Raw genomic sequence first — 26,099 nt, forward strand, 5'->3', positions numbered from 1 at the left:
TTATAAGAGAACGTACGATTGGCTGTCAAGCAGAATTCGAACCTTTGTTTGATTACTAATCGAACACATGTTATACTATATTCAAAATACTTGAGCTGTATCTCTATTTATTAGTAAACAATTTGAAGAGGTGAATAGATTGAAGAAAATATCTAAAAGACAAGAAGAAATATTAGCTTTTATTAAAGATGAAGTACGGCTAAAAGGATATCCGCCATCCGTGCGTGAAATCGGGGAAGCAGTAGGACTGGCATCTAGCTCCACTGTACATGGTCACTTATCTCGATTGGAAAACAAGGGGTTTATTCGCCGGGACCCTACTAAGCCGCGTGCAATAGAAGTCTTAGACCCGGAAGGACTAGACGAATTAAAGAGCGGCGTCATGCATGTTCCTTTGATCGGTAAAGTTACAGCAGGGACTCCGATTACAACTGTAGAAAATATTGAAGAATATTTTCCATTACCAGATACGTTCGGTTCTTCAGATGATGAGATCTTCATGTTGGAAATCGTCGGTGACAGTATGATCGAGGCAGGTATTTTGAATGGCGACCGTGTCATCGTCAGACAAACACATACAGCTTCCAATGGAGAAATCGTGGTGGCGATGACAGAGGAAGATGAAGCTACTGTAAAACGTTTTTTTAAAGAGAAAGATTACTTCCGCTTACAGCCTGAAAATTCTTCCATGGATCCTATTATCGTGAATCATGTGTCCATACTTGGTAAAGTCGTCGGTGTTTACCGAATGATCCATTAAAAAAAGTGTATCAAGAACCCCTATAGGTTCTTGATACACTTTTTTCTTTAGATTAATTTTCGCTCTAATAATTGTTCCATGGAAGTGAGTACAGCTGTTTTTACATGCTCATACGTTAAACCGCCTTGAATGTAAGCGGTGTAAGGAGGTCGAATCGGACCGTCAGCTGTCAGCTCAATACTGGAGCCTTGTATAAATGTGCCTGCAGCCATGATAACATCATCCGAATAGCCGGGCATATAAGATGGTTCAGGAGCATAGTGCGCATTGATCGGTGAGTTATCCTGGATTATCTGACAAAACTTGATCATTTGTTCTGCTGATGAGAAGTTGACAGATTGAATGAGATCAGTTCTCCGTTCACTATAATGCGGTGTAGTATCCATTCCAAACTGCTCGAAAAATGCAGCTGTAAACAAAGCTCCTTTAACGGCCTGGCTGACTACGTGCGGCGCTAAAAAGAAACCTTGATACATTTCCAACAGCGTATCCAATGAAGCCCCTGCTTCTGCCCCTAGTCCCGGTGATGTCATGCGATATGCACATTTTTCAACGAGTTCTTTCCTGCCTGCAATATAGCCGCCCGTTCTAGCTAGTCCGCCGCCTGGATTTTTTATTAGTGAACCCGCCATCAGATCCGCCCCTACTTCAGTCGGTTCCTGTTTCTCGACGAATTCACCGTAGCAGTTGTCTACAAATATCACGACGTCTTCTTTTATTTTGCGGATTTCCTTGATGATTTCTTCTATTTCATGTATACGGAAGGATGGATTGCTCGAATAGCCTTTTGAGCGCTGAATCGCAACCACTTTGGTTTTTGATGAAATTGCTTGTTTAGCCTTGACATAGTCAACAGCACCGCCTTCCAGCAAGTCAATATGCTGATAGGAAATTTGATAATCTTCCAGTGATCCAGTATCTTTTCCGTTTCCTGACACGATGGAATCCAACGTGTCATAAGGCTTACCCGTAATATAAATTAACTCATCGCCCGGACGCAGAATCCCGAATAAACTGATCGTGATCGCATGGGTCCCAGAGATGATTTGATTCCTGACCAGACAGTCTTCAGCGCCGAAGACATCTGAGTATACCTGTTCCAGTACGTCACGGCCGCTATCGTCATACCCATAGCCCGTTGATCCAGATAAATGAAAATCACTGACACGGTTTTGCTTGAAAGCCTGAAGAACCTTTCGTTGATTGTAGAAAGCAATGTCTTCTACTTCCTTTACATACGGTGCAATCAACTGCTCTGCTTCTTGAGATTTCATGAGTAATTCATCATTAATTGGTGCTATTTGCATTTGTAGTACCTCTTTTCAATTTGTTCATCATCTAGTTTAACAGAAGGACTGCAGTTGACCTACTAAAGACCACAAAAAAACAGGCAAGCGCCTGTTTATTGTTCATCTTTTAAAATTACGGGTTTCGCAGGAGCAAATGTTGAAATTGCATGTTTGTAAATGAGCTGCTGCTTGCCTTCCGATTCAAGTAAGACCGTATAATTATCATAGGATTTAATAAGGCCTTTCAGTTGAAAACCGTTTAACAAAAAAATTGTAACGAATGTGTTGTTCTTGCGTAATGCATTCAAAAACGTATCTTGCATATTTCCTTGTGCCATTCAATTGCCTCCCTGTCTCTGTTATCTAGTTATTCCATACTCACTTCTGAAAATCCTCTATTATTTTAGAGGTTCTTCTGAAAATTTCATCATTCGATTGATTCGCTTCGACCCATTGGATAGGTAATTTATTGCGGAAGTATGTCAATTGCCTTTTAGCATAGTTCCGAGTGTTTTTTTTGACGGCTTCAATCGCCTGTTCCTTCGTTAGCTGTCCATTAAAATGCGCGATCAACTCTTTATAACCGATCGCCTGAACCGCTTGTGTATCCCTGATTCCGCGCTCCCATAAAGCATGGACTTCCGCAAACAATCCCGCCTCCACCATCAAGTCAACGCGTCGGTCAATCCGTTCGTATAACTGTTCTCGAGGTAAATCCAACCCGATCAGCAACTCGCGGTACATTGGCTGATTTCCCTGTTGCTGTTCGTGCTCTTGCTTTGTTCGGCCAGTGACCTCCACTATTTCAAGCGCACGAATTAATCGTCGATGATTATTCGGATGGATACTTTCTGCACTTTTCGGATCCAACATTCGCAGCCTGGCATATAAATCATCTGACCCGGACGATTCCAATTCCTCTTCCAACCTTTGACGAATTACTGGATCGGCTGCCTGCTCCGTGAAACGATAATCAAATAAGACTGCTTGTATATACATTCCGCTGCCACCTACGATAATTGGCAATTTTCCTCGTGACTGGATATCCGCAATCCACTCTCTAACGGCTTCTTGGTATTCCGCTACGGAAAAACTTTCTGTCGGTTCTTTCACATCAAAAAAATGATGTGGTACTCCTCTCATTTCAGAAGGGTGGATCTTTGCGGTTCCGATATTTAATTCTTTATAGACTTGCATCGCATCGCCATTGATGATTTCTCCATTAAGAGCAAGCGCAAGAGCTGTACTCAATGCAGTTTTACCGGATGCGGTCGGGCCTACCACTGCAATTACGTCAATTGATTCATTCATAGTGTTTCATCCATCCAATTATATTCTGGAATACTTCAAGGCGATTCGTTTCCTGAAGCATTTCGTGGCGTCCGCCTTCATATAGCTGAACAGTCACGTATTGCAGCCCCGCCTCGTTGAACTGCTTTGCCACTTTCCAAACACCTTTCGCTCGATCACCTACTGGATCGTCTGTACCGGATACCAATAAAATCGGCAGCTCCTTCGGGATATTTCGTACGGATTCTTGATCTTCAATTGTATTCAAACCTTCCAATAAAACGCGAAACAATTGTGAAGTGGGAACAAAACCACAAGCCTCATCCTGTTCATATCCTCTGACTGTTTCACGATCCCTTGATAACCAAGCAAATGATGAACCGTCTTCAGCGAATGGTTTCGAAAAGTTGCCGAAAACCAATTGATTCAAGAATTCATCCGGTTGTTTATTCGGCAAATGATCTTCTCTCCACTCAGCCAGCAGTTTTCCGGCGTAACTGATGATTTTCGAATTACTTCCAGTTCCGGATAAGATCACTTTATCCACTACATTTCCATACAACTGAATAAAACGTCTGGCTACAAATGACCCCATACTATGTCCAAAAAGAACTACTGGAAGGTCGGGATATTCGTGCTGATAAAACTGGATGACTTCAAACACATCATCAATTAAATGATCAAAAGAGACTTGATCGCCAAGATCACCGTATGGCAGCTTATTTCCTCCAGCTGTTTTGCCGTGCCCTCTTTGATCATGTATCACCACAACATAGCCCTGTTCTACTAAATAATTAATGAACTCTCCATATCGTCCGCTGTGCTCTGCAATTCCATGTATAAGATGTACACGTGCTTTTCCGGATTCAGCAGACTTATGGAAGCTACTATACAGTTTTGTCCCGTCTCTCGCCTCTATCCAATACTCTTCCAATTAGCGCCACTTCCTTTCGCTTCCGCAATTGCATTCATCAGATCATTTACATATACCGTTTTCTCATTATCCGTGTAATGCAGCAAATTTGCCATATAGTCGGTTACTTGCTCCGCAAAAGTCTCCACGACATCGATTTGGAAATACAAATCGCCTTTTCGGCGAATAAAGAAGTCACTTGGTGATGTGACCATTTCATAATGAATGCCATATAGAATTTCTGCCCGTAAACTAATTGGCAAGCTATTCGTTTCCGCAGAAATAGAGTGGGCAAACTGAAATACTTTATCGCTATTTCTCCCATAAAATGAAGCAATCCGAGCACCTTGCTGTACAGTTAAACCGTAGTGTGGTGCTCTCACCGATTGCTCATCGATATAGTGTTGCAGTGATTGATCGTCCACAAAATCACTTCCTGAGACGGCAATTTTTTTCGTTTGACACGGTAGAATATTAGGATGCTTCAGTTTTTCAGAAACCCTATCGACGACGACTTCTGCCATTTGACGGTATCCCGTCAGCTTCCCTCCAGCAATTGTCAGTAACCCCGGAACCATTTCCCATATTTCATCGCGTCTTGAAATTTCTGAAGCATCCTTTCCTTCTTGCGCAATTAATGGACGTAATCCTGCCCAAGTTGACTCGACAGCCCTACGCGTTAATTGCACGCTAGGAAAGACTTCATTAACTGCTCCAATGATGTATTGAATATCTTCTTCTGTAGCTGTTGGATGCTGTTTGTTCGCTGAATAAAATGTATCCGTCGTACCGACATACGTTTTATTTCCTCTTGGAATCGCGAAAAGCATTCGACCATCCGAATGATCAAAATAGATCGCTTGCTGTAAAGGAAATACAGATTGGTCTACTACAATATGGACACCTTTTGAGATATGAAGCTGTTTTTTCGGTTTGCTGCTGATTTTTTGCTGCAGATCGTCCACCCACGGACCGGTTGCATTGATGACCATAGACGCAGCAACCGAAAATTTTTCACCCGATATTTGATCTTTCAGCACCGCACCGACAACATCATCTTTTTCAAAATTAAACTGCTCGCACTTTGTATAATTAACACAAAGCGCTCCATATTCCGCAGCCTTTTTCAAAACTTCGATTGTCAGACGCGCATCGTCTGTCTGGTATTCCACATAGTGCCCGCCACCTTGTAACCGCTCTTTCTTAAGCAGCGGTTCCAGCTCCAGCGTCTCTTCTTTATTCAACATTTCACGGCGTTCCGCATGTTTTACACCAGCCAAAAGATCATATGCCAACAGCCCGGCTGAGGTAGAGTATTTGCCAAATGTCCCATCTTTATAAATCGGCAACAGCATCGGTCTCGGCTTCGTGATGTTCCGTGAATTCCGATAGACGATTTCACGTTCCCTCCCAGTTTCCGCGACTATTTTGACATCCAACTGTTTTAAGTAACGCAAACCGCCATGAATTAATTTCGTCGAACGGCTGGATGTTCCCGCCGCGAAATCTTGCATATCAATGAGAGCAACTGAAAATCCCCTAGTCGCTGCATCAAGCGCAATCCCTGCACCTGTTATTCCGCCACCTACTATTAACAGATCAAATGAAAATCTTTTTAAATCCTCAATACTGTCTGCTCTTTCAATAGTTGAAAACATCTGATTGCTCCTCTCTGAATTGCTACATCACTCGTTTAAACATTTTTTCCAATTCATACGTCGTAAAATGAATCAATACAGGACGGCCGTGCGGACATGTATATGGATTGTGACACTTTCCTAAGTCATCGAGTAACCGTTCCATATCGGCTTGAGTTAAATAATAATTCGCTTTAATGGAACGTTTACAACTCATTAGGATGGCACTCTCTTCTCTTAGTTTTTCTACATCTACCTTACGGCTATGCAGCACTTGCTCGATCATTTCCTCAATAATCGCAGTTGCTTGGCCCTCAGGGAACCACGCCGGATATTCTTTGACTGTGTACGTAGCGGGTCCAAATGCTTCTAAAAAAACCCCTACTCGTTCAAGTGCTTCTTTACATTCTTCAATTTTCACCTGCTCATCCGCAGAATAATGGAAAACAAGCGGCAATAAAAGCTGTTGTCGTTCATCCGCACTCACTTGACCTAATTTCTTTTTGAAATACTCATACTTAATACGTTCTTGCGCAGCATGCTGGTCAATCATATAAAAGCCATCCTCGTTTTGAGCAACAATATATGTACCATGTACTTGTCCGATCGGTACGATGGAAGGAAACAAACTGGTTTCCGTCTCTGTTTCATTGTGAATTGGCTCTTCTGTTGGCGGCTCGTCATGTTGTTCGAAAATAGCCTCTGGAAATTCAGGTTCGGTTATTTCTGAAAAAGGATTTTGAACAGGTTTTGCAGGGACGACAGGCTCTAGAACTTGTTGTTGACGAGCGGGAGCTTCTTGGCGACGGAACGAAGGCGACCAAATCGTTTGTTGCTCAGAATCTGTTTTCGTTAGTTTCTCTTTTTTAATTGCATCCGGAATAATCGAAGCTTTTTGGATCGCCTCTCTGATTGCCTCTTTTATTAAAGTAAACAATTCACTCTCCTTACTGATTCGAATATGGCGTTTAGCTGGATGGACGTTGACATCGGTTAGGATTGGATCCGCCATGATATTTACAACCGCAATTGGAAAGCGGCCTATCGGCAAATACGTATGCAACGCATCGATCACAGCTTGAGTACCGGGGTAACTCTTTATCCACCGTCCATTCATCAGAAGTGAAACATAATTCTTCGATGCTCTGTTCAGTTCAGGTAATGTTATGAAACCATTAACCTTGAAATCTGCGTCTTCTTTTTCAAAAGGAATCATCTTGCGGGCAACCGATACTCCGTAAATATCAGACAGAACTCTCAATAAATTACCTGAACCTGAAGTCCGCAAAATTTGATGTTGATCATGCGTTAATGTAAAGGCGATATCCGGATGACTTAAAGCAAGCCGATTCAGCAAATCAATCGTGTGGCCAAGTTCTGTCTGAATCGTCTTCATATATTTTAAGCGAGCCGGTGTATTGAAAAACAATTGTTGGATCGTGAAATCAGTACCTTTACGTAAAGCTCCCGGTTCATGCTTCAATACTTTACCGCCTTCGATTTCTACGACGGTTCCTTGGTCCTCACCATCGGATGTCCATAATGAAACTTTAGATACAGCAGCGATACTTGCCAGCGCTTCCCCACGAAATCCTAGTGTACGGATACGAAACAAATCATGTTCATTGGAAATCTTGCTCGTAGCATGTCGTTCAAAACAGCGAATCGCATCTTCTTCAGACATGCCTTTGCCGTTATCTGTTACACGTATGGATGTCAGTCCCGCTTCTTCAAGAGTCACTTCAATTTGGGTGCTTTGTGCATCGATCGCATTTTCCACTAATTCTTTGACGATGGAAGCAGGCCGCTCGACGACTTCTCCTGCTGCAATTTTATTGGCAAGTGTATCTTCCATAATATGAATGTGATTCATTCGCCTCAACCTTTCATTTCTGCGGATACACGTTCTTTCCATTCCGCAATTTTCTGCATCGCTTGGAGTGGTGTCATATTCAGTACATCTGCAGCTTTGATTTCATCCAGAAGTTTTTGTTGTTCTAAGGACGTCGCTGACTCAATTGAAGTATCAAATAGCGCCAATTGCTCAGACACGCTGGTGGATTCATTGGCAGCACTTTCTTCCTCAAATCGCTGCAATAGTTTTTTCGCCCGCTCTACCAATTCGGCCGGCAATCCTGCGAGTTCTGCCACATGTATTCCATAGCTTCGATCCGCAGCGCCAGGCAATACTTTATGTAGGAATACTACTTTGCCGTTTTGTTCTTTTGCGGCGACATGCACGTTTAATAAGCGTGCGAGTACATCTTCGAGCTTCGTCAATTCATGATAATGCGTAGAGAATAATGTATTCGCTCCGACCTGCTCATGTATATGCTCCATCATTGCCTGCGCAAGAGCCATTCCATCATACGTAGAAGTACCACGGCCAATTTCATCAAACAGCAATAAACTTCGGGATGTTGCATGAGCGAGCGCATATTGTGACTCCATCATTTCCATCATGAACGTACTTTGGCCAGACGCGACATCATCTGCCGCACCGATCCGTGTGAATATTTGGTCTGTAATCGGCAGCACTGCTTTTTCGCATGGTACGAAACAACCGATTTGTGCCATTACGACAGTTAAGGCAACTTGCCTCATAAAGGTGCTTTTCCCCGACATATTCGGTCCTGTGATCAGTAACATATTGCTATAGTCGGCTAATTCACAAGAGTTCGGTATATAAAGCGAGTGATTCATCATCTTTTCAACGACAGGGTGTCTGCCGTTTTGGATATCCAGCGCTCGTCCGTCATGAAATTCTGGACGTATATAACGATTTCTTTCCGATACCACAGCGAATGCCAGCAACACATCCAGTTCACTTACAACAGTCGCGAGTTTCTGGATACGCTGTACTTCCTCTTTCACTTGTTCGCGGATCGCCAAAAATAAGTTCGTTTCAAGTATTTGACCATCAGCTTCTGCATTCAATATTAACTCTTCTTTCTCTTTCAATTCCGTCGTTATGTATCGCTCCGCATTTGCCAATGTTTGTTTTCGTTCATATCGTGTTAAATCCGCTAAATGAACATTGGATTTCGTTATCTCGATGTAGTATCCAAATATTCGGTTATACCCGATTTTCAATGTTTTAATCCCAGTTGCTTGGCGTTCTTTTTGCTCAAGTTGCGCCAGCCAACTTTTGCCGTTACGAGACGCATCACGCAGTTGATCTAATTTTTCGTTGTAACCATCTTTTATCAGACCGCCTTCTTTACTCGTTAAAGGTGGATTTTCGGCAATTGCATCCGCTAGTAATTGATACGTATCTTCGCATGGGTCCATTTTATCCGCAATTTGCTGAAGCATCGGCCGCTTGGATTCACTTAATATTTTTTGCAATTTAGGAATATGTGTCAATGAATTTCGCAGTTGTGCTAAGTCTCGTGCAGTTGCACTGCCCATTGAGATTCTACCGGCAAGCCGTTCTAAGTCATAGACATTTTTCAATTCCTCTACTAGTTCTTCACGCAGGAAAAACTCATCGACTAAATTACTGACAGTTTCCAATCGCTCTTCAATTGCTTTACGCTGTGCCAATGGCTGATGGATCCACATTCTCAGTTTTCTTGCACCCATTGCGGTGACCGTTTCATCCAATACCCAAAATAATGTACCTTCCTTCTTGCCTGAACGAATCGTCTGGACGAGTTCTAGATTCCTCATGGAGTTCGCGTCAATTGACAGTTTCGCGTCCTTTTCAATATAAACAAAAGGACGGATATGGCCGAACACCATTTTTTGCATGCGCATCAAATACGACTGTAGCTTATTGCAAGCTTCTTGTAGTTCATTGGGAAGGTGTCCATACGTGTCTTTTGCAATAGAGGCATTTTGCTCTGCATCTTCAATAGACAGCATAATTTCACGATTCTCAAACATTTCATGGAGAGTTAAATGCAGTGTTTGATCTACGACAATTTCCTTCATTCCGAGAGATTCGATTTCCGCTAGCAGCGAGCGCTCAGTTCCCTCGATTAATTCTACTTTCCCTTCGCCTGTTCCGACGTCTAGATAAGCGAGTGCAAACCGTTGATCTCCTAAGCTGTCGATCGCGCCAATAAAATGGTTCGCTTCCGTATCAATTGTTTTGCCTTCTGTCAGCGTACCAGGTGTGATCACTTTTACCACTTCACGCTTTACGATGCCTTTGACTGATCTTGGATCTTCCATCTGTTCGCAAATCGCAACTTTGTGGCCATTTTGGATAAGTGTTTCAATATAGCCGGTAGCGGAATGATAAGGTATACCACACATCGGAATCCGGTCCTTAGCCCCTGAGTCCCTGCTCGTCAATGTGATCTCTAAAATGGAAGATGCATTCACTGCATCTTCAAAAAACATTTCATAGAAGTCACCTAATCGGAAAAATAAAAAAGCATCGGTGTATTGTTCTTTAATTTGTAAATATTGCTGAATCATCGGTGTATGTTGTGACATGTAAAACCCTCATTTATTCGCTCATTTTCTTTTCATTATAACAAACCTATCCGGAGTTAACGAATCAAAAGGAGCCACCTCTCTAAGAAATTCATTCTTTCCATGATAAGGTCAAAATTAAAAAGCCGGTGAAAAACCGGCTTTTAAAAGGGTGAATCTTTTCTTCTGACTGGATGAGGTGACGGCTCTTTAGCATGCGGTTCATTGGCCTTTTTATCTTCCATCACAACAGAAGATGATTCTGCTTCAGCTATCGGCCACTCTTCTTCATATGGATGAGGATGAATCGTCACGGATACTTTCGTTTCTCCTACCATTTCAACAAGCAATTCCCTTTCAATTGAGATGGAGAAATTCTGGCCACATTCCGAAATACTCGCTTCCGTGCAATTCGGGTGTTGCAATACCGTTACGATCGTCTCTTCTTTGCTTGACGTAGGCTCATCTCGATAATGCAGAGCAATTTTATCTTTGTATGGTATGGACTCAGTAAAGACCGACGTTTTGGAATGATCGTGATGAGAGTACCATACATTTACATCGAAGCTCCCTGTCACTTCTACATGGTTTCCAACCTTCTTCGCTTGATGCGTGTGGTTGATCACCCAGCAACCCAAAATGCTGGAAGGGCGATTTGGCGGCTTTAACGTTACAGTAGAATCCGATCGATGCTTCCCTTTGGCAATAACAGCTTTCGTCACAATTTGTCGTAAGTTTTTCAGTTTTCTTCCTCCTTCTTAGGCTTCTATCCATCCTATGCAACAGCAGCCCAGAAAGTGAAAAAAATCGGCAAGGAATTTCTCCTTAGCCGACATTTTTTATTAGGAAAGTGATTTGCGTGCTGTATTTTCAACGTATGAACCTGTTTCGCCGCGTAATACATCGCCGCCTGTAGATTCGATAATCTCATCTGTTACGCTGTTAGCGATCGTATTTGAAACGAGCTGAAGCAAATCGTTCACTTCAACTTGAGATTGTTTGAATTCCTGAACCAATGGAATTTCATCGATCTCCCCTTGTACTTGTTCGATTTTCTTTTCAATATTCTTTAGTGCACGTTCTTTTTCATAGTGCTGGAAATTCACAGCTTGTGTCTGAAGCGATTTCAGGCTTGCTATTTTTTCACGCACTTTTTGGTTTTCGTTAATTTGCGCTTCTGCACGTTTATAAAATTCTACTTCTTCCGTGTTCGCAAGCATATGTGCCAAGTCTCGTGCTTTAGCAATGATTTCGTCTTTTGTATATAGTTTTTCCATTATGACATCACCTTTTCTTCTTTAACTACTCCGATGAATTCACCATCGAGTGACCATGTTTTCGCTTCTTTGATTCGAACTTCAACAATCTCGCCAATCACAGATCTTGGAGCTCTGAAATTCACCAATTTGCTTTTCTCAGTGTAACCTGCAAGCACATCAGGATTCTTTTTACTTTCGCCTTCCACAAGCACTTTCACAACTTGTCCTTTATAAGGCTTCATTGCTTCTGCAGACATGTCGTTCACAAGCTTATTTAAGCGCTGCAGTCTTTCTTTCTTCACTTCCATCGGTACGTTATCCTGCATTTTCGCAGCCGGCGTCCCTTCACGTGCAGAATAAATATACGTAAAGGCCATGTCAAAACCTACCTCGCGATAAAGCGACATGGTTTCCTCAAATTGCTCATCTGTTTCATTTGGAAATCCTACGATAATATCCGTTGTCAGTGAAGCTGTCGGGATAGCTGTTCTGATTTTATTGACGAGCTCTAAATAACTTTCTCGTGTGTATTTCCGAGCCATAATTTTCAGCATGTCACTAGACCCTGATTGTACAGGCAAATGAATGTGATCAACCAAGTTGCCGCCTTTTGCAAGCACTTCTATCAAATGATCATCAAAGTCTCGCGGGTGACTCGTCGTAAAGCGGATTCTCGGGATATCGATTTTTCGAAGATCATCCATCAAATCGCCTAGACGATACGTAATGTCATCAAAATCTTTACCATACGCGTTGACATTTTGACCGAGTAATGTGATTTCTTTATAGCCTTCCGCTGCTAGCTGTCTGACTTCTTGAATGATATCCTCCGGTCTGCGGCTACGTTCTTTCCCACGGGTATAAGGCACGATACAGTATGTGCAAAACTTGTCACAGCCGTACATAATATTGACCCACGCCTTGATTTTGCCATGACGTACTTTCGGCAAGTTCTCAATGACATCGCCTTCTTTTGACCACACTTCAATGACCATCTCTTTTGACATATACGCTTCGTGCAAGATATGCGGCAGGCGGTGGATATTGTGCGTACCAAAGATCATGTCTACTTGGTCGTAAGTCTTAAGAATCTTGTTCACTACTGATTCTTCTTGTGACATACAACCACAGACGCCAATCAATAAATCGGGGCGTTCCAGTTTCAATGGTTTTAGATGTCCCAACTCACCAAACACTTTATTTTCTGCATTTTCTCGGATAGCGCACGTGTTAAGCAAGATCACATCTGCGTCTTTTACGGTATCAGTTGCCTCGTAGCCGAGCGCCATGAAAATACCGGCCATTACTTCTGTATCGTGTTCATTCATTTGACAGCCGTACGTACGGATATAAAATTTACGTCCTTGACCCATACCTTTAAAACGTTGCTCTATTTGAAAATTATCGTGATATTCCACTTCTTTTTTCCCGCGTTTTTTTGCATCCTTCAGAGAAGGTGCACTATACACAGACTCAAAATATTTACTATAGTCTTTTTCAGTTGTTTTGCCTGATGGCGCGTCTTCTGTTGCGAGTCCAGCTTGCAAGCGCTGTTCTTCATTCATTATTGCAGTAGCCCCTTTCTATTACTTATCGGGAAATAAGCATACATGATGTTATTATACTGAACTTTTGGCGGATATGACAGTAAAGGGCCAAATTGTTGCTTGTTTGTCATGAAAAAAAGACCATGGCGACTTAGCCATGATCTTCTGGAAATTCTATTAACGAGTCTTTTTTTCAACGAGAAGTTTAAGCGCAGTCCGCCCTTCCCCATTGATTTCGATATCAGTAAAGGCAGGGGCGCAAATTAGATCCCCACCGCTTGGCGCGACAAATCCTCTTGCAATAGCAACTGCTTTGATTGCTTGGTTTAATGCACCTGCTCCTACTGCCTGGATTTCTGCATAGCCTTGTTCACGAATCACAGCAACTAACGCACCTGCTACAGAGTTCGGATTTGATCGGGAAGATACTTTCAAGGGACTCACGATATTTCCTCCTTATTTTGCAATGTCTATGGAAAGAGTGTATTCCATAAGTCATCCTATGATAGGTAAAGAGGATTTAGACACCATTCAGATTAGTTTATGAATGGATGGTCTTCGTTAATCCGGATTCGTTCGATTTTAAGAGCTTTTCCTGTCTTGTCATCCAGTTCCACAAATAAGCCATTGAGTTGCGGTCTTCCTTTTTTCGGAACTTCGAATCGAGTAGGTAAATTTGTATGGAAGCGATAGAGTACGTCTTCTTTTCTCATGCCCAGTATTTCATCATATGGTCCAGTCATCCCTGCATCTGTCAAATACGCTGTGCCACCTGGTAAGATTCGGTCATCTGCAGTTTGCACATGGGTATGTGTGCCGACTACAACAGATGCTTTGCCATCCAGATGCCAGCCCATAGCAATTTTCTCACTTGTAGCTTCCGCATGGAAATCGACGAAGACTAATGGAGATAAATTTAGAGCTTCTTCTACCAATTCATCCGCTTTGGTAAACGGATCGTCATGGGGAGGTAAAAATGTTCGGCCATGTAAATTAATAACCGAAAGCGTTACACCATTCTTGGTTATTGTGGTCATGCCTTTGCCGGGTGCTTGCTCCGAAAAGTTAGCGGGGCGTATCAAATAATCGACCTCATCAATAAAATCAAAAATCTCTTTTTGATCCCATGTATGGTTACCCATCGTGATCACATCCACGCCTGCATGCAATAGATCATGATAGATTGCTTTCGTAATCCCTCTTCCGGAAGCTGCGTTCTCACCATTTGCAATAATCACATCTGCTTGGTATTTTCTTTTCAGGCGAGATAAATAATCTATTACCATTTCTCGCCCCATCGACCCTACAATATCCCCAATAAAAATTACTTTCATCAAAAAAACCTCTTTCCAAAATGAAAACAGCTTCCAATCGAACCGGAAGCTGTTTACTTAGTTATTCTTTATTTCGCATACTCTACTGCACGGGTCTCCCGAATGACCGTTACTTTAATATGCCCAGGATAGTTCAATTCTTCTTCGATCTGTTTTCGAATATCTCGCGCCAGACGATGTGCTGTAATATCATCGATTTGCTCCGGACGGACAATGATACGAACCTCACGTCCCGCTTGGATTGCAAATGACTTTTCAACGCCTTCATACGATTCGGAGATTTCTTCAAGCTTTTGCAGACGTTTAATATAATTCTCCAATGTCTCACTTCTAGCACCCGGTCTTGCGGCTGAAAGTGCATCTGCTGCAGCGACGAGTACGGCAATGACAGAAGTCGCTTCTTCATCACCATGATGTGAAGCAATACTGTTGATAACCACTGGATGTTCTTTATATTTCGTTGCCAGCTCCACGCCAATTTGAACGTGGCTGCCTTCTACTTCATGATCGATTGCTTTACCGATATCATGCAGCAAGCCTGCTCGTCTTGCGAGGGTTACGTCTTCTCCGAGTTCTGCCGCTAGTAAGCCTGATAAATAAGCGACTTCAATCGAGTGTTTCAAGACGTTCTGGCCATAACTTGTACGGAAATGCAGACGTCCCAGTATTTTGATAAGATCCGGATGTAAGTTGTGGATGCCTACGTCAAAAGTAGTTTGTTCACCTTTTTCACGAATTAGCTCGTCCACTTCTCTTCTAGACTTATCTACCATTTCTTCGATACGCGCAGGATGTATTCTTCCATCCTGTACAAGTTTCTCGAGCGCTAATCTAGCTGTTTCTCTCCGTATCGGATCAAATCCTGATAAAATGACTGCTTCCGGTGTATCATCGATGATTAAATCGATGCCCGTCAAAGTCTCAAGTGTACGGATATTTCTTCCTTCTCTACCGATAATGCGGCCTTTCATTTCGTCATTTGGTAAATTGACGACCGAAACTGTAGTTTCTGCAACATGATCTGCTGCAAATCGTTGCAATGCTAGGGACAGAATTTCCCGCGCTTTACGTTCGGATTCTTCTTTTGCCCGCTGTTCGGATTCTTTGGTCATGACCGCAATATCAGTGGATAGTTCATCCTCCACATCTTCCAAGATGATACGTTTCGCCTCATCTCTTGTAAGGGAAGAAATTCTTTCAAGCTCGGTCTTCTGAACGGTAACAAGTTCTTCCGCTTTGCGTTCCATTCGTTCAATATGCTGTTGTCTTTCTAAAAGCGCATCTTCTTTGCGTTCTAGACTCGCTTCTCGTTTATTGAGCGCATCATCCTTGCGATCAAGGTTTTCTTCCCGCTGTAAGAGACGGTTTTCTTGTTTCTGTAATTCCGCTCTTCTCTCACGGACTTCATTTTCCGCTTCAATTCGCAGTTCGTGAGTTTCATCTTTCGCTTCTAATAGTGCCTCTTTTTTCACTGACTCCGCTTCACGCTTCGCCTCTTCGACGATTTGATTCGCTGTTTGCTTGGCACCAGTCACTTTTGAATCGTTCACATTTTTCAATATAAAAAAGCTAACAACTGCACCGACGATGAGACTTAGCAAAACGGAGATGAGTATTTCAACACCCATTGAGGTCACCTCCTCCTGCTTATTCTTTTCTTTTCAGTCGGCTCGTATTATCAATTTTGCCATGGCGGCTGTGTTCACATCACCAATTTTACTGGATAAGTAATGTCCCTATTAACTGTGAAAACGCCGAAGGCACTAACTTAATCCAACAGGTTTAAGCCTGCTGTTTCGGGACTGTTTGGCATTCAGTTTACTGCTTTTTAGATGAGCAAAGTGTTTGCTGAATTAAGTTAAAATCAACATACTGCCAAAAAAACAATTCATTGGTTTGATCAATGTAGGGCATATATAATACGCCACTTTAATTGTATAGTTGTATTTTTATTGTGTCAAGGAATGATGAAGGAAATTGAAGGGGGTTCTGAACTATTTTGCAATAGTTGCGCCGCGATGCTTCTTTCATTTCATATGAATCTAGGGAATAGGCTAGATAATGGAGCAGAAAAAATCCGCCAATTTTCATTGGCGGACTCTAGCTGCAAAATTATTTTTCGTCAGGAATCAAGAGAAGCTCTTCTAACTCGTCCTCTTCATCATGAGCCGCAATAACATAATCGGTTTTGTCCAAGCCGTATGTTTCCCGAATCTTACTAGCGATTTCCGAACGCATTTGTGGATTTTCTTTCAAAAATATTTTCGCATTCTCTCGTCCTTGGCCTAGGCGCTCGCCTTCGTAAGAGTACCAAGCACCACTTTTTTGGACAACTTCTAATTCTGCACCTAGATCTAGAATTTCACCTTCTTTTGAAATTCCTTCACCGTACATAATATCGACTTCTGCTGTTCTGAAAGGCGGTGCTACTTTGTTTTTCACTACCCGGATTCTAGTCTTATTCCCCATAATGTCGTTTCCTTGCTTAATCGCTTCTCCACGTCGCACTTCAAGGCGCACAGAAGAATAGAATTTAAGCGCTCTACCGCCAGGAGTCACCTCAGGGTTACCGAACATGACACCGACTTTTTCACGAATCTGGTTGATAAATACTGCAATCGTATTGGACTTATTGATTGCACCGGAAAGTTTACGCAATGCTTGAGACATCAAACGTGCCTGCAAACCGACATGCGCGTCTCCCATTTCACCCTCAATTTCAGCTTTAGGAACCAACGCAGCAACCGAGTCTACTACGATAATATCTACAGCGCCACTGCGTACTAAAGCTTCCGCGATTTCCAAGGCTTGCTCGCCCGTATCTGGTTGAGACAATAGCAATTCGTCAATATTGACGCCTAGTTTTTGCGCGTACACAGGGTCAAGCGCGTGCTCTGCATCAATGAAAGCCGCTTGTCCGCCATTCGCTTGAACTTCTGCGATAGCGTGCAAAGCAACTGTCGTTTTACCTGAACTTTCAGGTCCGTAGACTTCAATCACTCGTCCGCGTGGATAGCCACCTATTCCGAGTGCTGCATCCAATGCCAATGACCCGGAAGATGAAGTGTCAATTTGACGGTCAGTTTTCTCTCCAAGTTTCATAACAGAACCTTTACCAAATTGTTTCTCTATTTGTTTTAATGCCATATCTAAAGCCGCTTTACGATCGCTCAATTAAAATTCCTCCTCAACTCTTTTTCTATTTCTATTATACCTTTTTTCGTTAGAATACACAACAAATAAACGAACGCGCATTCGATAATTTGTTGCCGGAAATTGAAAAACAGTCTGTATAACCGAGGCGAAATTAATTTTCAACAGAGAAATCGACCTCAAAAATCAATACTTCAATTCTTTTTTCTCTTTCATTTTCTGTATTAAATAATGCAATGCAAACTGCACGGAACGCTTACGATTTGAATTACGCGAGCCGGATAATTGCAGCTTATAAGATTCAGTCGCCATACCTTCAGTTGCAATGCCGATCCAGACAGTTCCTGGCGGCTCACCGTCATGTGGTTCTGGTCCGGCTGCACCTGTCAGTCCGACACCAAATGTAGTAGCAAATCGTTCTCTAACGCTTTCAGCCAAAGCTTCTGCACATTCCGAGCTGACGATTCCGTGGTATTCGAGTAGGGACGGCAAAATACCGAGCTGTTCAATTTTCATCTCTTTATTATAAACTACAACACCGCCTTTTAAAGCATTGCCAATTCCAGGCTCTGATCCCAGTTCTGCCATAAACATACCCGAAGTTAAGCTTTCAGCAGCAGAAATAGACCAATCGTTTTGCAGTAAAAGTTCAGTAGTTTTCGATGCCAATGTATCCTCATCGACTCCGTATATATACTCGCCCACGATAGAACGTATTTGGTGTTCTACCGGCAAGATCAATTGCTCAGCCTCTTCTTCCGATTTCGCTTTTGCCGTGATTCGCAACTTGACCATGCCCGGTGAAGCAAGCGGGGCAATAGTAGGATTTGTTTGATTTTCCAGTAATGATTGAATACGAACTTCTAATTCAGATTCTCCAATCCCCTGCAGTTTCAAAACTTTAGAAAAGATGATATCTTGTTTGCCATAGACACCTAATAAATAAGGTATGGCTTCATTCTCAAACATCGGCTCCAACTCATGAGGAGGACCAGGCAATAAAACATATTGCTTGCCATCTTTTTCAATTCCCATTCCCGGTGCCATGCCATGACGATTCGGCAAAACTGTCGCGCCAGCTAGAACAAGAGCTTGCTTCTTATTATTTTCAGTCATCGTTTTTCCGACTTGTTTGAAATACTGCTTAATCGTCTCCAGTGCTTCTTCATCAGAAACCAGTTCTCGCCCCAGTTCACGAGCAATCGTTTCTTTTGTTAAATCATCTTTCGTTGGTCCCAGCCCACCGCTGAAAATGAGGATATCTGCTCGTTGTTGTGCAAGTCTTATGGATTGAGCCAGACGTTCTGGATTATCCCCTACGACGGTATGATAATATACATCGATACCCGCTTCAGCCAATCTAGCAGAGATGAACTTTGCATTGGTATTCGTAATTTGTCCTAATAAAAGCTCTGAACCTACTGCAATGATTTCAGCTTTCATGAATACACTCCACTCCTCACATTGACTCCACTAACACTTTACGATTCTTAATAAAATAATCTACGCCAGACCAAATGGTAAATAGCAGCGCGATATACAGCATAATTGTACCGAATGGAACGCCGATCGCTTCAAAGAATATATTGTGTAATAGTAGAAATGAAATAGCCAAGATCTGTGTAACCGTCTTTATTTTCCCTAACTGATTCGCAGCTACAACTTCGCCACCGCCAGCCAAGATTAATCGAAGACCGGTCACTGCAAACTCCCTGCTTATAATGATAATTACAACCCATGCAGGTGCTGTTCCCATCTCAACCAACAAAATAAATGCTGCGGAAACGAGTAACTTGTCCGCAAGCGGATCTAAAAACTTCCCCATATTGGTTACTAAGTTATTTTTTCTTGCTAAATAACCGTCAAGCCAATCTGTCGTTGAGGCTATAATAAAAATAATCGCGCCCACTAAATGTTCAATCGGTAGTTCTACTCCGCCGATTTTAATAATTCCCCACCCAAAATCAACTGCCATGAAAACGATAAAAATCGGTATCATCAATACTCTTGATAACGTGATTTTATTAGGCAAATTCATAAAAATTCCACCTTTCCAGCTGTAGCGTCATAATTTCTTGTGAATAACAAAATAGTCATCTCAAGGGATGACTATTTTGCTACGGTTTTTTAATAATAATATTTTGAGTAAGACGTTCATTCGGATATTCGAGCACTTGATCATTCACGATCAGTTCTGTAGAATTTGTCCGTCCTACCCGGATTCGCACACTTACCGCTTCAGTTGCATCAATTTCAATGGTTTCGCCGGCAGTCATAATTCTACCTCCAGGCGCTGGCATTCTTTCTGTACCGGACTGATCGGTAACGGAAATCCAAGAATCGCCCGTTGTTTTAATGACCAACTTCAACTCATCAGAATTAGATAACGTAAAAGTGGAAGTTTCTCCGGCGCTGGACTCCAATTCCAGCTGCTGTTCTGTTTCTTCTATCGGCTCTTCCGGCTCCTCTGGTGTTTCCTCAGAAGCATTCTTATCTTCGTCAACCGGTTTCTCAGTATCTGGCTGCCCTGGTGTTTCTTTGATCAGTGGAACATTTTGCGTTGGTGTATCTTTTTCTAATGGTGTTTCTGCAGCTTTTTCTCTAAATAAAATGTACACAATGACGATAATCATCACAATGAACAAAGCTACAATCACTTTAGGCATGATTTCTTTTAACTTGCTGTTACTCTTTAGTCCGCCGCTGCGCTGAAGTGTCGGCGGCGCAATATTTTCTTGCTCTTCTTCTGGAGTATCGCCTGACTCCTCTTTATAGAGAGCCAGCATTTCATCCGCATCCAAATCAACTGCTTCCGCATATTGTTTGATAAAAGCACGGATATAGAATGTACCGGGCATCATACTATAATCTTCACTTTCAATTCCCGAAAGATAACGTTTTTGGATTTTTGTGATTCCCTGTAAATCATCCAACGTATACCCTTTCGCTACTCTCGCTTCTTTCAAGCGAGCACCTAATCCGGTCAATTTTAACACCTACCTAATTCGTCAAGTCATTTTACTTTAGTTGAACATATTAAATCCGCCCATTGAACCGCGATCAGACATCTGGTCGTTTTTCTCCAGAATCTCATATGTAATTTCTTGATCTACACTAGACCGCAATTCAATAATGATATCAAAGTCATCAATTGTGTACTCGGATTGCTTCACGAACATATCTGGATGTTCTACCACTTTTATCGTAGGTAAACTCATCATTTCACGCACTAATTGCATATGACGTTCATCCGATGATTTTCGAGTCACAATTCCATCCAGGATAAAGATATTATCGCTTGAAAATTCTTCGCCCATCATACTCGTTCTCACGGTTTGTTTGATCATAGTGGAAGATAAAAACACCCACTTTTTATTCGCACACACACTAGCCGCAACCACTGATTCCGTTTTACCTACACGTGGCATCCCGCGTACACCGATTAGCTTGTGACCTTCTTGCTTAAAAATTTCGGCTAAAAAGTCCACTAAAATCCCAAGTTCACTTCGAATGAACCGAAACGTTTTCCGATCATCCGTGCCGCGCTGGATATAATGTCCGTGACGCACAGCCAACACATCTCTCAATTTAGGTTCCCTGATTTTATGGATTACAATCGTATCCATAGTGGAAGCAATTAATTCAAAGCGTTTAATTTGCTGGTCGTGATCCGTTTGTACAAGCATACCGCGATATCTGCCATCTACTCCATTGATGGTAACAATATCCACTCGCAACATGCCGAGCAGGGAAGCAATATCTCCAAGCAAGCCGGGCCGATTGACTTGAATCTCATATTCGACATACCATTCTCCCATTCGACACTCTCCTCGTTTGACTTCTTTATATAGGACGCATAAGTCTGCACTTAGTTCTATAATAACGGATAGCCGGAGTGAAGAAAAGAAAAAAAGAAAAGGACTTCACGAACCGTCCTTCTCTCTCGAGATCACATATACCAGCCACCGTTGATCTGAACGATTTCTCCCGTCATATAATCGGCTTTTCCACTGAGCAAGAATTCGACCATATTCGCTATTTCTTGCGGAGTACCAACCGACAGCAAGGGAATTTGTTCCAAGACCATTTGCCGTTCTTCTGATGAAAATTCCTGATTCATCCGTGTATCGATCCAGCCAGGTGCGATGGCGTTAACCCGGACACCTGAATAAGCGGCTTCTTTGGCGTACGCTTTAACAAAAGCATGTTGTGCACCTTTGACCGCTGAATACATCACTTCTCCCGCAGCACCTGCGCTGCCCCAGATCGACCCAATAAACAGCACATAAGAGACCGTATGTTTACGCAACTTAGCAGATAATAAGGAAACGAGCCGAGCGGGATTTTGCATATGCACCCTCCATAACTCAGCCATTTCCACATCCGTCGTATCGGACAATAACTTAACGACCGCTTGCCCATTTGCCACGACAATTGCTTGTAATCCTTGTATTTTCGAGGCTAGCTCAGCAGCCGCCTGCTCTGATCTAAAATCAGCCTGCACACTGAGAAACTCTAGGTTAGGATAGTCCTTTTGCAAATCCTTCAACAATAAAGCCAGTTGTTGCTTATTGGAATTATAATGTAAGTAAAGAGACCAACCAGCGGCCGCCAACTGTCGGCAAACCGCTTCCCCTATCCCACCTGATGCCCCTAAGACGAGTGCAAAACGCGCTTCGTTCATTTGTTGTCTGCTGGCTTTACTTCAAATACTGTATAGCTGCTGTCATCCGAAAACATAGAAAAGGCTTGCTTCAATTTATCCATAGAGAGCTTTTCCAACGTCGGCACTACATCGAATAAATTCATTTCGTTAAACTCATAGCGAGTATATTGATTAGCAATAAATTCTATAGAATTCAGTGAACGCATAAACTGTCCGATTTTCTTTTTACGCATTCTCTCTAAATCTTCCTCTTTGACAGGCCAGTATTCTTTCGAATCTTGAATCGTTTGACGAATTAACTTCTCTAATCGTTCAGGCTCCTCCGTATCTGATCCGACCATTGCAAATCCATAGCCCTCTTCCATGGAAAACTCATAAGAGAATGATTCATCAATCAAACCTTCTTCATATGCCTTTTCATAAAACGGAGAAGTACGCCCAAATAAACTGTCCAACACTAAATTGGCAGATAGCTCAGACTCAAGCATCTCTTGACCCTGCTGGTCTGTAGACGTACATTTCATGCCTACATTGAGCTTTGGCTTTGATACATCCATCGTAAGCGTGCGTTTCGGAATATCCGCTCCTTTTGTTTCAGTTGGAAATTGGCGTTCGATCGGCTCAGGCTGATCAAAGGATTTCTTAGATTGGTTATCTTTAACGAAGGCCATCATTTCTTCAGGATCAACTGCCCCTACAATGAATAGCAACATGTTGGACGGATGGTAGAAGGTTTCATAGCACGTATATAAATGCTCTGCCGTAATATCTTGAATCGATTCTACTGTTCCTGCAATATCAATTTTCACTGGATGCTCTTTATAGAGATTTTCTATTGTACCGAAGTATAAACGCCAATCCGGTTGATCGTCATACATCGTAATTTCCTGGGCAATAATCCCCTTCTCTTTATCCACGGTCTCCTTAGTGAAATAAGGTTCTTGGACAAAATCTAAAAGCACTTCAGTATTTTCCTTGATTTTATTCGTTGCTGAAAATAAATATGCAGTCCTTCCAAAGGTCGTGTAAGCATTTGCAGATGCTCCATTTAGACCAAACTTCTGGAACACATCGCCATCTTCTTTTTCAAACATTTTATGCTCAAGAAAATGTGCAATCCCGTCAGGCACTGTTATGAATTCGTTTTTGCCATGCGGTTTGAACGTTCTATCAATTGAACCGTATTTTGTTGTGAACGTCACAAATGTTTTAGAATAACCCCGTTTCGGTAGAATGACCACTTTCAAACCATTTTCTAATGTTTCTGTATAAATTTTTTCTTGTAATTCATCAAATACTACTTCTTTCATTTGGAATCATCCTCCTTGCCTGACAACAGATAGACCACTTCTAACTGGATCGTGTTCGCCATTTCCTTCACGTCTTCCAATGTAACGGAATGCCATTTGCTGATCAGTTCATCTGCAGTGAAATTCTCGTCTAACTCTTTATATTGGTCATATATTTCAATTTGACTGCGTGCAGAATCATTGGAGCTGCGAATACTATTCTCTAGCAATGCAACCGTTTGGTTCAATTCCAACTCTGTTATATCACCTTGCTGCATCACCTTTAACTGCTCAACAATTAATTGAACTGCTTTTTCTTCAAGTTCTGCATCAATTCCTGCTGTCACGTAGACAATACCATATTGGGAAGCATACGCACTATTTGCGTAATACGCCATACTTTCTTTTTCACGTACATTCATAAATAATTTACTATGCGCAAAGCCGCCAAAAATTCCGTTCATCACTTGCATTTTATTGTAATCCGGATGACGGAATGTCACTGGCGTACTAAAGCCTAAATGCAGCTTACCTTGTTTCATATCCTGACGTTCTCTGACGGTTTTTACGTCTTCAGAAGTATTTGCATGCTTTTCTTCAAGCCGTTCATTCACCTTACGAGCCTTGAACGGCAAGGATTCTTTAATTTTCGTGACAATATCTTGCTCATCCACGTCTCCGACTACATAAATATCGATCAAGTCATGCTGAATCATGTCTTCATACGCTTGATGAAGACTTTTATTGGTGATAGCAGAAACAGCTTCTTCTGTACCGTAGGCGGAGATAGAAGCCGGTTGATCCGGTCTCATGATTTCCAGCATACGCTTTTGAGCATATCTTGTCTTGTCATCGTAAACTGAACGGATTCGATCACGTACTGTACGCTTTTCTCTTTCTACAACCGTTTGATCAAATGCATTTTCTGAAGCTTTTGGCTCGAAAACGACCGCACGGATAAGTTCGAAAAGCTGTTTAAGAACGTCTTCACCTGCAAAAAACTCATCGTTCACACATTCAGCAAACAAAGAAACGATGTGCTGAGAGCTTCTTTTGGAAACGTCTGTATACAACACAGTACCGTATAGCTCATCTAACGCTTTACGCATCGCAATTTGAGTAGGATACTTTCGGTTGGATTCTTCCAATACGTTCGCAAGCACCGTTCGCTCCGAAGCAGCACTCTGTTCTAACGGAGCCTTCCATTTAATCGTGACATTCACTGTTTTAAATTGTTCAGTTTTTCGTATATACAAATTAACGCCGTCTTGTAACTTTATTTTATTGAACATACAAACACCTCTCGTTTACCTTATTATATGAATTCCTATCCTCACTATACATTTTAGCTTTTGAAATAGAAAATAAAACGCAACCCCAAGTGCTGAGAGCGCCGGTTAGCCTCGACAGGCGTTGGAAGAAATGACAGAAAGGCGCTCCTTGCCTTTTTGGCAGTTCTGAAACGACCCCGAGAGGCTGGCGCTCGAAGCCGGATGAACCAAGTGCTGAATGCGCCGTCCAGCCTCGACAAACCTAGAAAAGCTATCTGAAGAGTGACTTCCCCAGATAGCTTTTCGTAACTATTATCGATTACCTTTAATGTACGGATTACCAAGCGATTTCGGTGCGCTAGATTTCCCAAGAAATCCAGCAAGCGCCAAGATCGTCAAGACGTAAGGGAATATATGGAAATAAACAGCTGGTATATCAGCTAAAATCTTAATACTCGACGAACTGATTGCCAATGCTTGTGCAAAACCAAAGAATAAAGCGGCTCCCATAGCACCAAGCGGATGCCATTTACCAAAAATCATTGCGGCAAGCGCCATGAAGCCTTGTCCATTTATCGTAGCATGCCCGAAATCATTTGTGATAGTCTGTGAATAGACTGCACCGCCGATTCCCGCAAGTCCACCCGAAATAATCACTGCAATATAGCGAATTTTCGTCACCTTGATTCCCATCGTATCTGCTGCCATAGGGTGCTCACCTACAGAACGCAAACGCAAGCCGAATGGTGTTTTGTAAATAACGAACCAAGCAATAAATGCTACAGCAATCGCTATGATCGAAGAACCATATACCAGCTTAAAAAACATCGGTCCGATGATTGGGATATCTTGCAAATACGGAATGTTAAATCTCGGAATTTTCTCCTGAATGAAATCCGTCTGTCCTTTACCGAAAATCATTTTAACAGAAAATAAGGCAATTGCGAGACCAAGCATGTTAATCGCTACACCTGATACTACTTGATCTGCACGGAATGAAATAGACGCTACAGCATGTAATGTAGCAAATAAAGCGGATACCAGCATGGCTACCAGCAAGGCGATCCATGGGGTCCAAGCACCTAAAGACTCTGCAAAAAATAAGTTAAATAGAATCCCGATGAACGCGCCCATAACCATAAGACCTTCCAATCCGATGTTAATTACACCAGAACGTTCAGAAAACACACCGCCAATTGCTGTAAATATAAGAGGGGCGGCAGAAGCAATCGTTATAGGTACGATGAAATATAACACATCTAACAT

23 protein-coding genes are annotated in these 26,099 nt (G+C 42.2%); 1 reads left to right on the forward strand and 22 read right to left on the reverse strand.

Annotated elements, in window-relative coordinates:
* Window positions 1-139 precede the first annotated feature (139 nt).
* Window positions 140-760 (forward strand): transcriptional repressor LexA, encoded by a 621-nt coding sequence (gene lexA, locus B5D59_RS09140; RefSeq protein WP_040758222.1) that lies wholly within the window; start codon window positions 140-142, stop codon window positions 758-760.
* Between the two features lie 47 nt (window positions 761-807).
* On the opposite strand, the gene B5D59_RS09145 is transcribed toward lexA, so the two are convergent.
* The 22 genes from B5D59_RS09145 to B5D59_RS09250 all read right to left on the reverse strand — a co-directional run bounded on the left by B5D59_RS09145 (window position 808) and on the right by B5D59_RS09250 (window position 26,099).
* Entirely contained in the window at window positions 808-2,067 is a 1,260-nt protein-coding gene (locus B5D59_RS09145) for a methionine gamma-lyase family protein (RefSeq protein ID WP_078817721.1), read from the reverse strand.
* 95 nt (window positions 2,068-2,162) lie between these two features.
* Window positions 2,163-2,387, reverse strand: coding sequence for an RNA chaperone Hfq (gene hfq / locus B5D59_RS09150; RefSeq protein WP_009497286.1), 225 nt, complete (start codon window positions 2,385-2,387; stop codon window positions 2,163-2,165).
* Between the two features lie 40 nt (window positions 2,388-2,427).
* Window positions 2,428-3,360: a tRNA (adenosine(37)-N6)-dimethylallyltransferase MiaA gene (gene miaA, locus B5D59_RS09155; protein ID WP_009497288.1), complete on the reverse strand. Its 933-nt coding sequence runs from the start codon at window positions 3,358-3,360 to the stop codon at window positions 2,428-2,430.
* Complete coding sequence (locus B5D59_RS09160) at window positions 3,353-4,273, reverse strand: alpha/beta hydrolase (protein WP_009497290.1); 921 nt, start codon at window positions 4,271-4,273, stop codon at window positions 3,353-3,355. The genes miaA and B5D59_RS09160 overlap by 8 nt, the downstream gene beginning before the upstream one ends.
* Window positions 4,255-5,910: a glycerol-3-phosphate dehydrogenase/oxidase gene (locus B5D59_RS09165; RefSeq protein ID WP_009497292.1), complete on the reverse strand. Its 1,656-nt coding sequence runs from the start codon at window positions 5,908-5,910 to the stop codon at window positions 4,255-4,257. The genes B5D59_RS09160 and B5D59_RS09165 overlap by 19 nt, the downstream gene beginning before the upstream one ends.
* Before the next feature lie 22 nt (window positions 5,911-5,932).
* Complete coding sequence (gene mutL / locus B5D59_RS09170; protein WP_009497294.1) at window positions 5,933-7,762, reverse strand: DNA mismatch repair endonuclease MutL; 1,830 nt, start codon at window positions 7,760-7,762, stop codon at window positions 5,933-5,935.
* Between the two features lie 5 nt (window positions 7,763-7,767).
* A complete protein-coding gene (mutS, locus tag B5D59_RS09175; RefSeq protein WP_078817722.1) occupies window positions 7,768-10,335 on the reverse strand; it encodes a DNA mismatch repair protein MutS in 2,568 nt (855 codons plus the stop codon).
* A gap of 143 nt (window positions 10,336-10,478) precedes the next feature.
* Complete coding sequence (gene cotE / locus B5D59_RS09180; RefSeq protein WP_009497298.1) at window positions 10,479-11,036, reverse strand: outer spore coat protein CotE; 558 nt, start codon at window positions 11,034-11,036, stop codon at window positions 10,479-10,481.
* A 120-nt stretch (window positions 11,037-11,156) separates the two neighbouring features.
* Window positions 11,157-11,591 carry a YlbF/YmcA family competence regulator gene (locus B5D59_RS09185; protein ID WP_009497300.1) on the reverse strand — a complete coding sequence of 145 codons (435 nt, stop codon included), beginning with the start codon at window positions 11,589-11,591 and terminating at the stop codon, window positions 11,157-11,159.
* Complete coding sequence (miaB, locus tag B5D59_RS09190; RefSeq protein WP_078817723.1) at window positions 11,591-13,138, reverse strand: tRNA (N6-isopentenyl adenosine(37)-C2)-methylthiotransferase MiaB; 1,548 nt, start codon at window positions 13,136-13,138, stop codon at window positions 11,591-11,593. Before miaB ends, B5D59_RS09185 begins: the two co-directional genes overlap by 1 nt.
* Before the next feature lie 159 nt (window positions 13,139-13,297).
* Window positions 13,298-13,564, reverse strand: a complete 267-nt coding sequence (locus B5D59_RS09195; RefSeq protein ID WP_009497304.1) for a stage V sporulation protein S — start codon at window positions 13,562-13,564, stop codon at window positions 13,298-13,300.
* Between the two features lie 92 nt (window positions 13,565-13,656).
* On the reverse strand, window positions 13,657-14,454 hold the full coding sequence (locus B5D59_RS09200; protein WP_009497306.1) for a TIGR00282 family metallophosphoesterase: 798 nt from the start codon (window positions 14,452-14,454) through the stop codon (window positions 13,657-13,659).
* Window positions 14,455-14,522: 68 nt separating this feature from the next.
* On the reverse strand, window positions 14,523-16,082 hold the full coding sequence (gene rny / locus B5D59_RS09205) for a ribonuclease Y (RefSeq protein WP_078817724.1): 1,560 nt from the start codon (window positions 16,080-16,082) through the stop codon (window positions 14,523-14,525).
* Window positions 16,083-16,566: 484 nt separating this feature from the next.
* The gene (gene recA / locus B5D59_RS09210; RefSeq protein WP_009497310.1) at window positions 16,567-17,628 is read right to left on the reverse strand and encodes a recombinase RecA; all 1,062 of its coding nucleotides are present in this window, start codon (window positions 17,626-17,628) and stop codon (window positions 16,567-16,569) included.
* Between the two features lie 165 nt (window positions 17,629-17,793).
* The gene (locus B5D59_RS09215; protein WP_009497312.1) at window positions 17,794-19,050 is read right to left on the reverse strand and encodes a competence/damage-inducible protein A; all 1,257 of its coding nucleotides are present in this window, start codon (window positions 19,048-19,050) and stop codon (window positions 17,794-17,796) included.
* Between the two features lie 16 nt (window positions 19,051-19,066).
* Complete coding sequence (gene pgsA, locus B5D59_RS09220; RefSeq protein WP_009497314.1) at window positions 19,067-19,645, reverse strand: CDP-diacylglycerol--glycerol-3-phosphate 3-phosphatidyltransferase; 579 nt, start codon at window positions 19,643-19,645, stop codon at window positions 19,067-19,069.
* 79 nt (window positions 19,646-19,724) lie between these two features.
* Complete coding sequence (locus B5D59_RS09225; RefSeq protein WP_176132546.1) at window positions 19,725-20,594, reverse strand: helix-turn-helix domain-containing protein; 870 nt, start codon at window positions 20,592-20,594, stop codon at window positions 19,725-19,727.
* Window positions 20,595-20,630: 36 nt separating this feature from the next.
* Window positions 20,631-21,425, reverse strand: coding sequence for a DUF3388 domain-containing protein (locus B5D59_RS09230; RefSeq protein ID WP_009497318.1), 795 nt, complete (start codon window positions 21,423-21,425; stop codon window positions 20,631-20,633).
* Between the two features lie 131 nt (window positions 21,426-21,556).
* Entirely contained in the window at window positions 21,557-22,291 is a 735-nt protein-coding gene (gene ymfI, locus B5D59_RS09235) for an elongation factor P 5-aminopentanone reductase (RefSeq protein ID WP_009497321.1), read from the reverse strand.
* The gene (gene yfmH, locus B5D59_RS09240; protein WP_078817726.1) at window positions 22,288-23,583 is read right to left on the reverse strand and encodes an EF-P 5-aminopentanol modification-associated protein YfmH; all 1,296 of its coding nucleotides are present in this window, start codon (window positions 23,581-23,583) and stop codon (window positions 22,288-22,290) included. The genes ymfI and yfmH overlap by 4 nt, the downstream gene beginning before the upstream one ends.
* Window positions 23,580-24,854: an EF-P 5-aminopentanol modification-associated protein YfmF gene (gene yfmF, locus B5D59_RS09245; RefSeq protein ID WP_078817727.1), complete on the reverse strand. Its 1,275-nt coding sequence runs from the start codon at window positions 24,852-24,854 to the stop codon at window positions 23,580-23,582. Before yfmF ends, yfmH begins: the two co-directional genes overlap by 4 nt.
* Window positions 24,855-25,145: 291 nt before the next feature.
* Window positions 25,146-26,099, reverse strand: coding sequence for an ABC transporter permease (locus B5D59_RS09250; RefSeq protein WP_009497329.1), 954 nt, complete (start codon window positions 26,097-26,099; stop codon window positions 25,146-25,148).

It is taken from the genome of Sporosarcina newyorkensis (genome assembly GCF_900167515.1).
Classification (GTDB): Bacteria; Bacillota; Bacilli; order Bacillales_A; family Planococcaceae; genus Sporosarcina; species Sporosarcina newyorkensis.

Coding starts and splice junctions, on each gene's coding strand:
- B5D59_RS09185 (WP_009497300.1), bottom strand. CDS start 11,591: ATGGAAAAACTATATACAAAAGACGAAATCATTGCTAAAGCACGAGAC.
- B5D59_RS09200 (WP_009497306.1), bottom strand. CDS start 14,454: ATGAAAGTAATTTTTATTGGGGATATTGTAGGGTCGATGGGGCGAGAA.
- hfq (WP_009497286.1), bottom strand. CDS start 2,387: ATGGCACAAGGAAATATGCAAGATACGTTTTTGAATGCATTACGCAAG.
- mutS (WP_078817722.1), bottom strand. CDS start 10,335: ATGTCACAACATACACCGATGATTCAGCAATATTTACAAATTAAAGAA.
- B5D59_RS09250 (WP_009497329.1), bottom strand. CDS start 26,099: ATGTTAGATGTGTTATATTTCATCGTACCTATAACGATTGCTTCTGCC.
- miaB (WP_078817723.1), bottom strand. CDS start 13,138: ATGAATGAAGAACAGCGCTTGCAAGCTGGACTCGCAACAGAAGACGCG.
- pgsA (WP_009497314.1), bottom strand. CDS start 19,645: ATGAATTTGCCTAATAAAATCACGTTATCAAGAGTATTGATGATACCG.
- yfmF (WP_078817727.1), bottom strand. CDS start 24,854: ATGTTCAATAAAATAAAGTTACAAGACGGCGTTAATTTGTATATACGA.
- rny (WP_078817724.1), bottom strand. CDS start 16,082: ATGGGTGTTGAAATACTCATCTCCGTTTTGCTAAGTCTCATCGTCGGT.
- B5D59_RS09145 (WP_078817721.1), bottom strand. CDS start 2,067: ATGCAAATAGCACCAATTAATGATGAATTACTCATGAAATCTCAAGAA.
- mutL (WP_009497294.1), bottom strand. CDS start 7,762: ATGAATCACATTCATATTATGGAAGATACACTTGCCAATAAAATTGCA.
- ymfI (WP_009497321.1), bottom strand. CDS start 22,291: ATGAACGAAGCGCGTTTTGCACTCGTCTTAGGGGCATCAGGTGGGATA.
- B5D59_RS09165 (WP_009497292.1), bottom strand. CDS start 5,910: ATGTTTTCAACTATTGAAAGAGCAGACAGTATTGAGGATTTAAAAAGA.
- miaA (WP_009497288.1), bottom strand. CDS start 3,360: ATGAATGAATCAATTGACGTAATTGCAGTGGTAGGCCCGACCGCATCC.
- B5D59_RS09230 (WP_009497318.1), bottom strand. CDS start 21,425: ATGGGAGAATGGTATGTCGAATATGAGATTCAAGTCAATCGGCCCGGC.
- yfmH (WP_078817726.1), bottom strand. CDS start 23,583: ATGAAAGAAGTAGTATTTGATGAATTACAAGAAAAAATTTATACAGAA.
- B5D59_RS09215 (WP_009497312.1), bottom strand. CDS start 19,050: ATGAAAGCTGAAATCATTGCAGTAGGTTCAGAGCTTTTATTAGGACAA.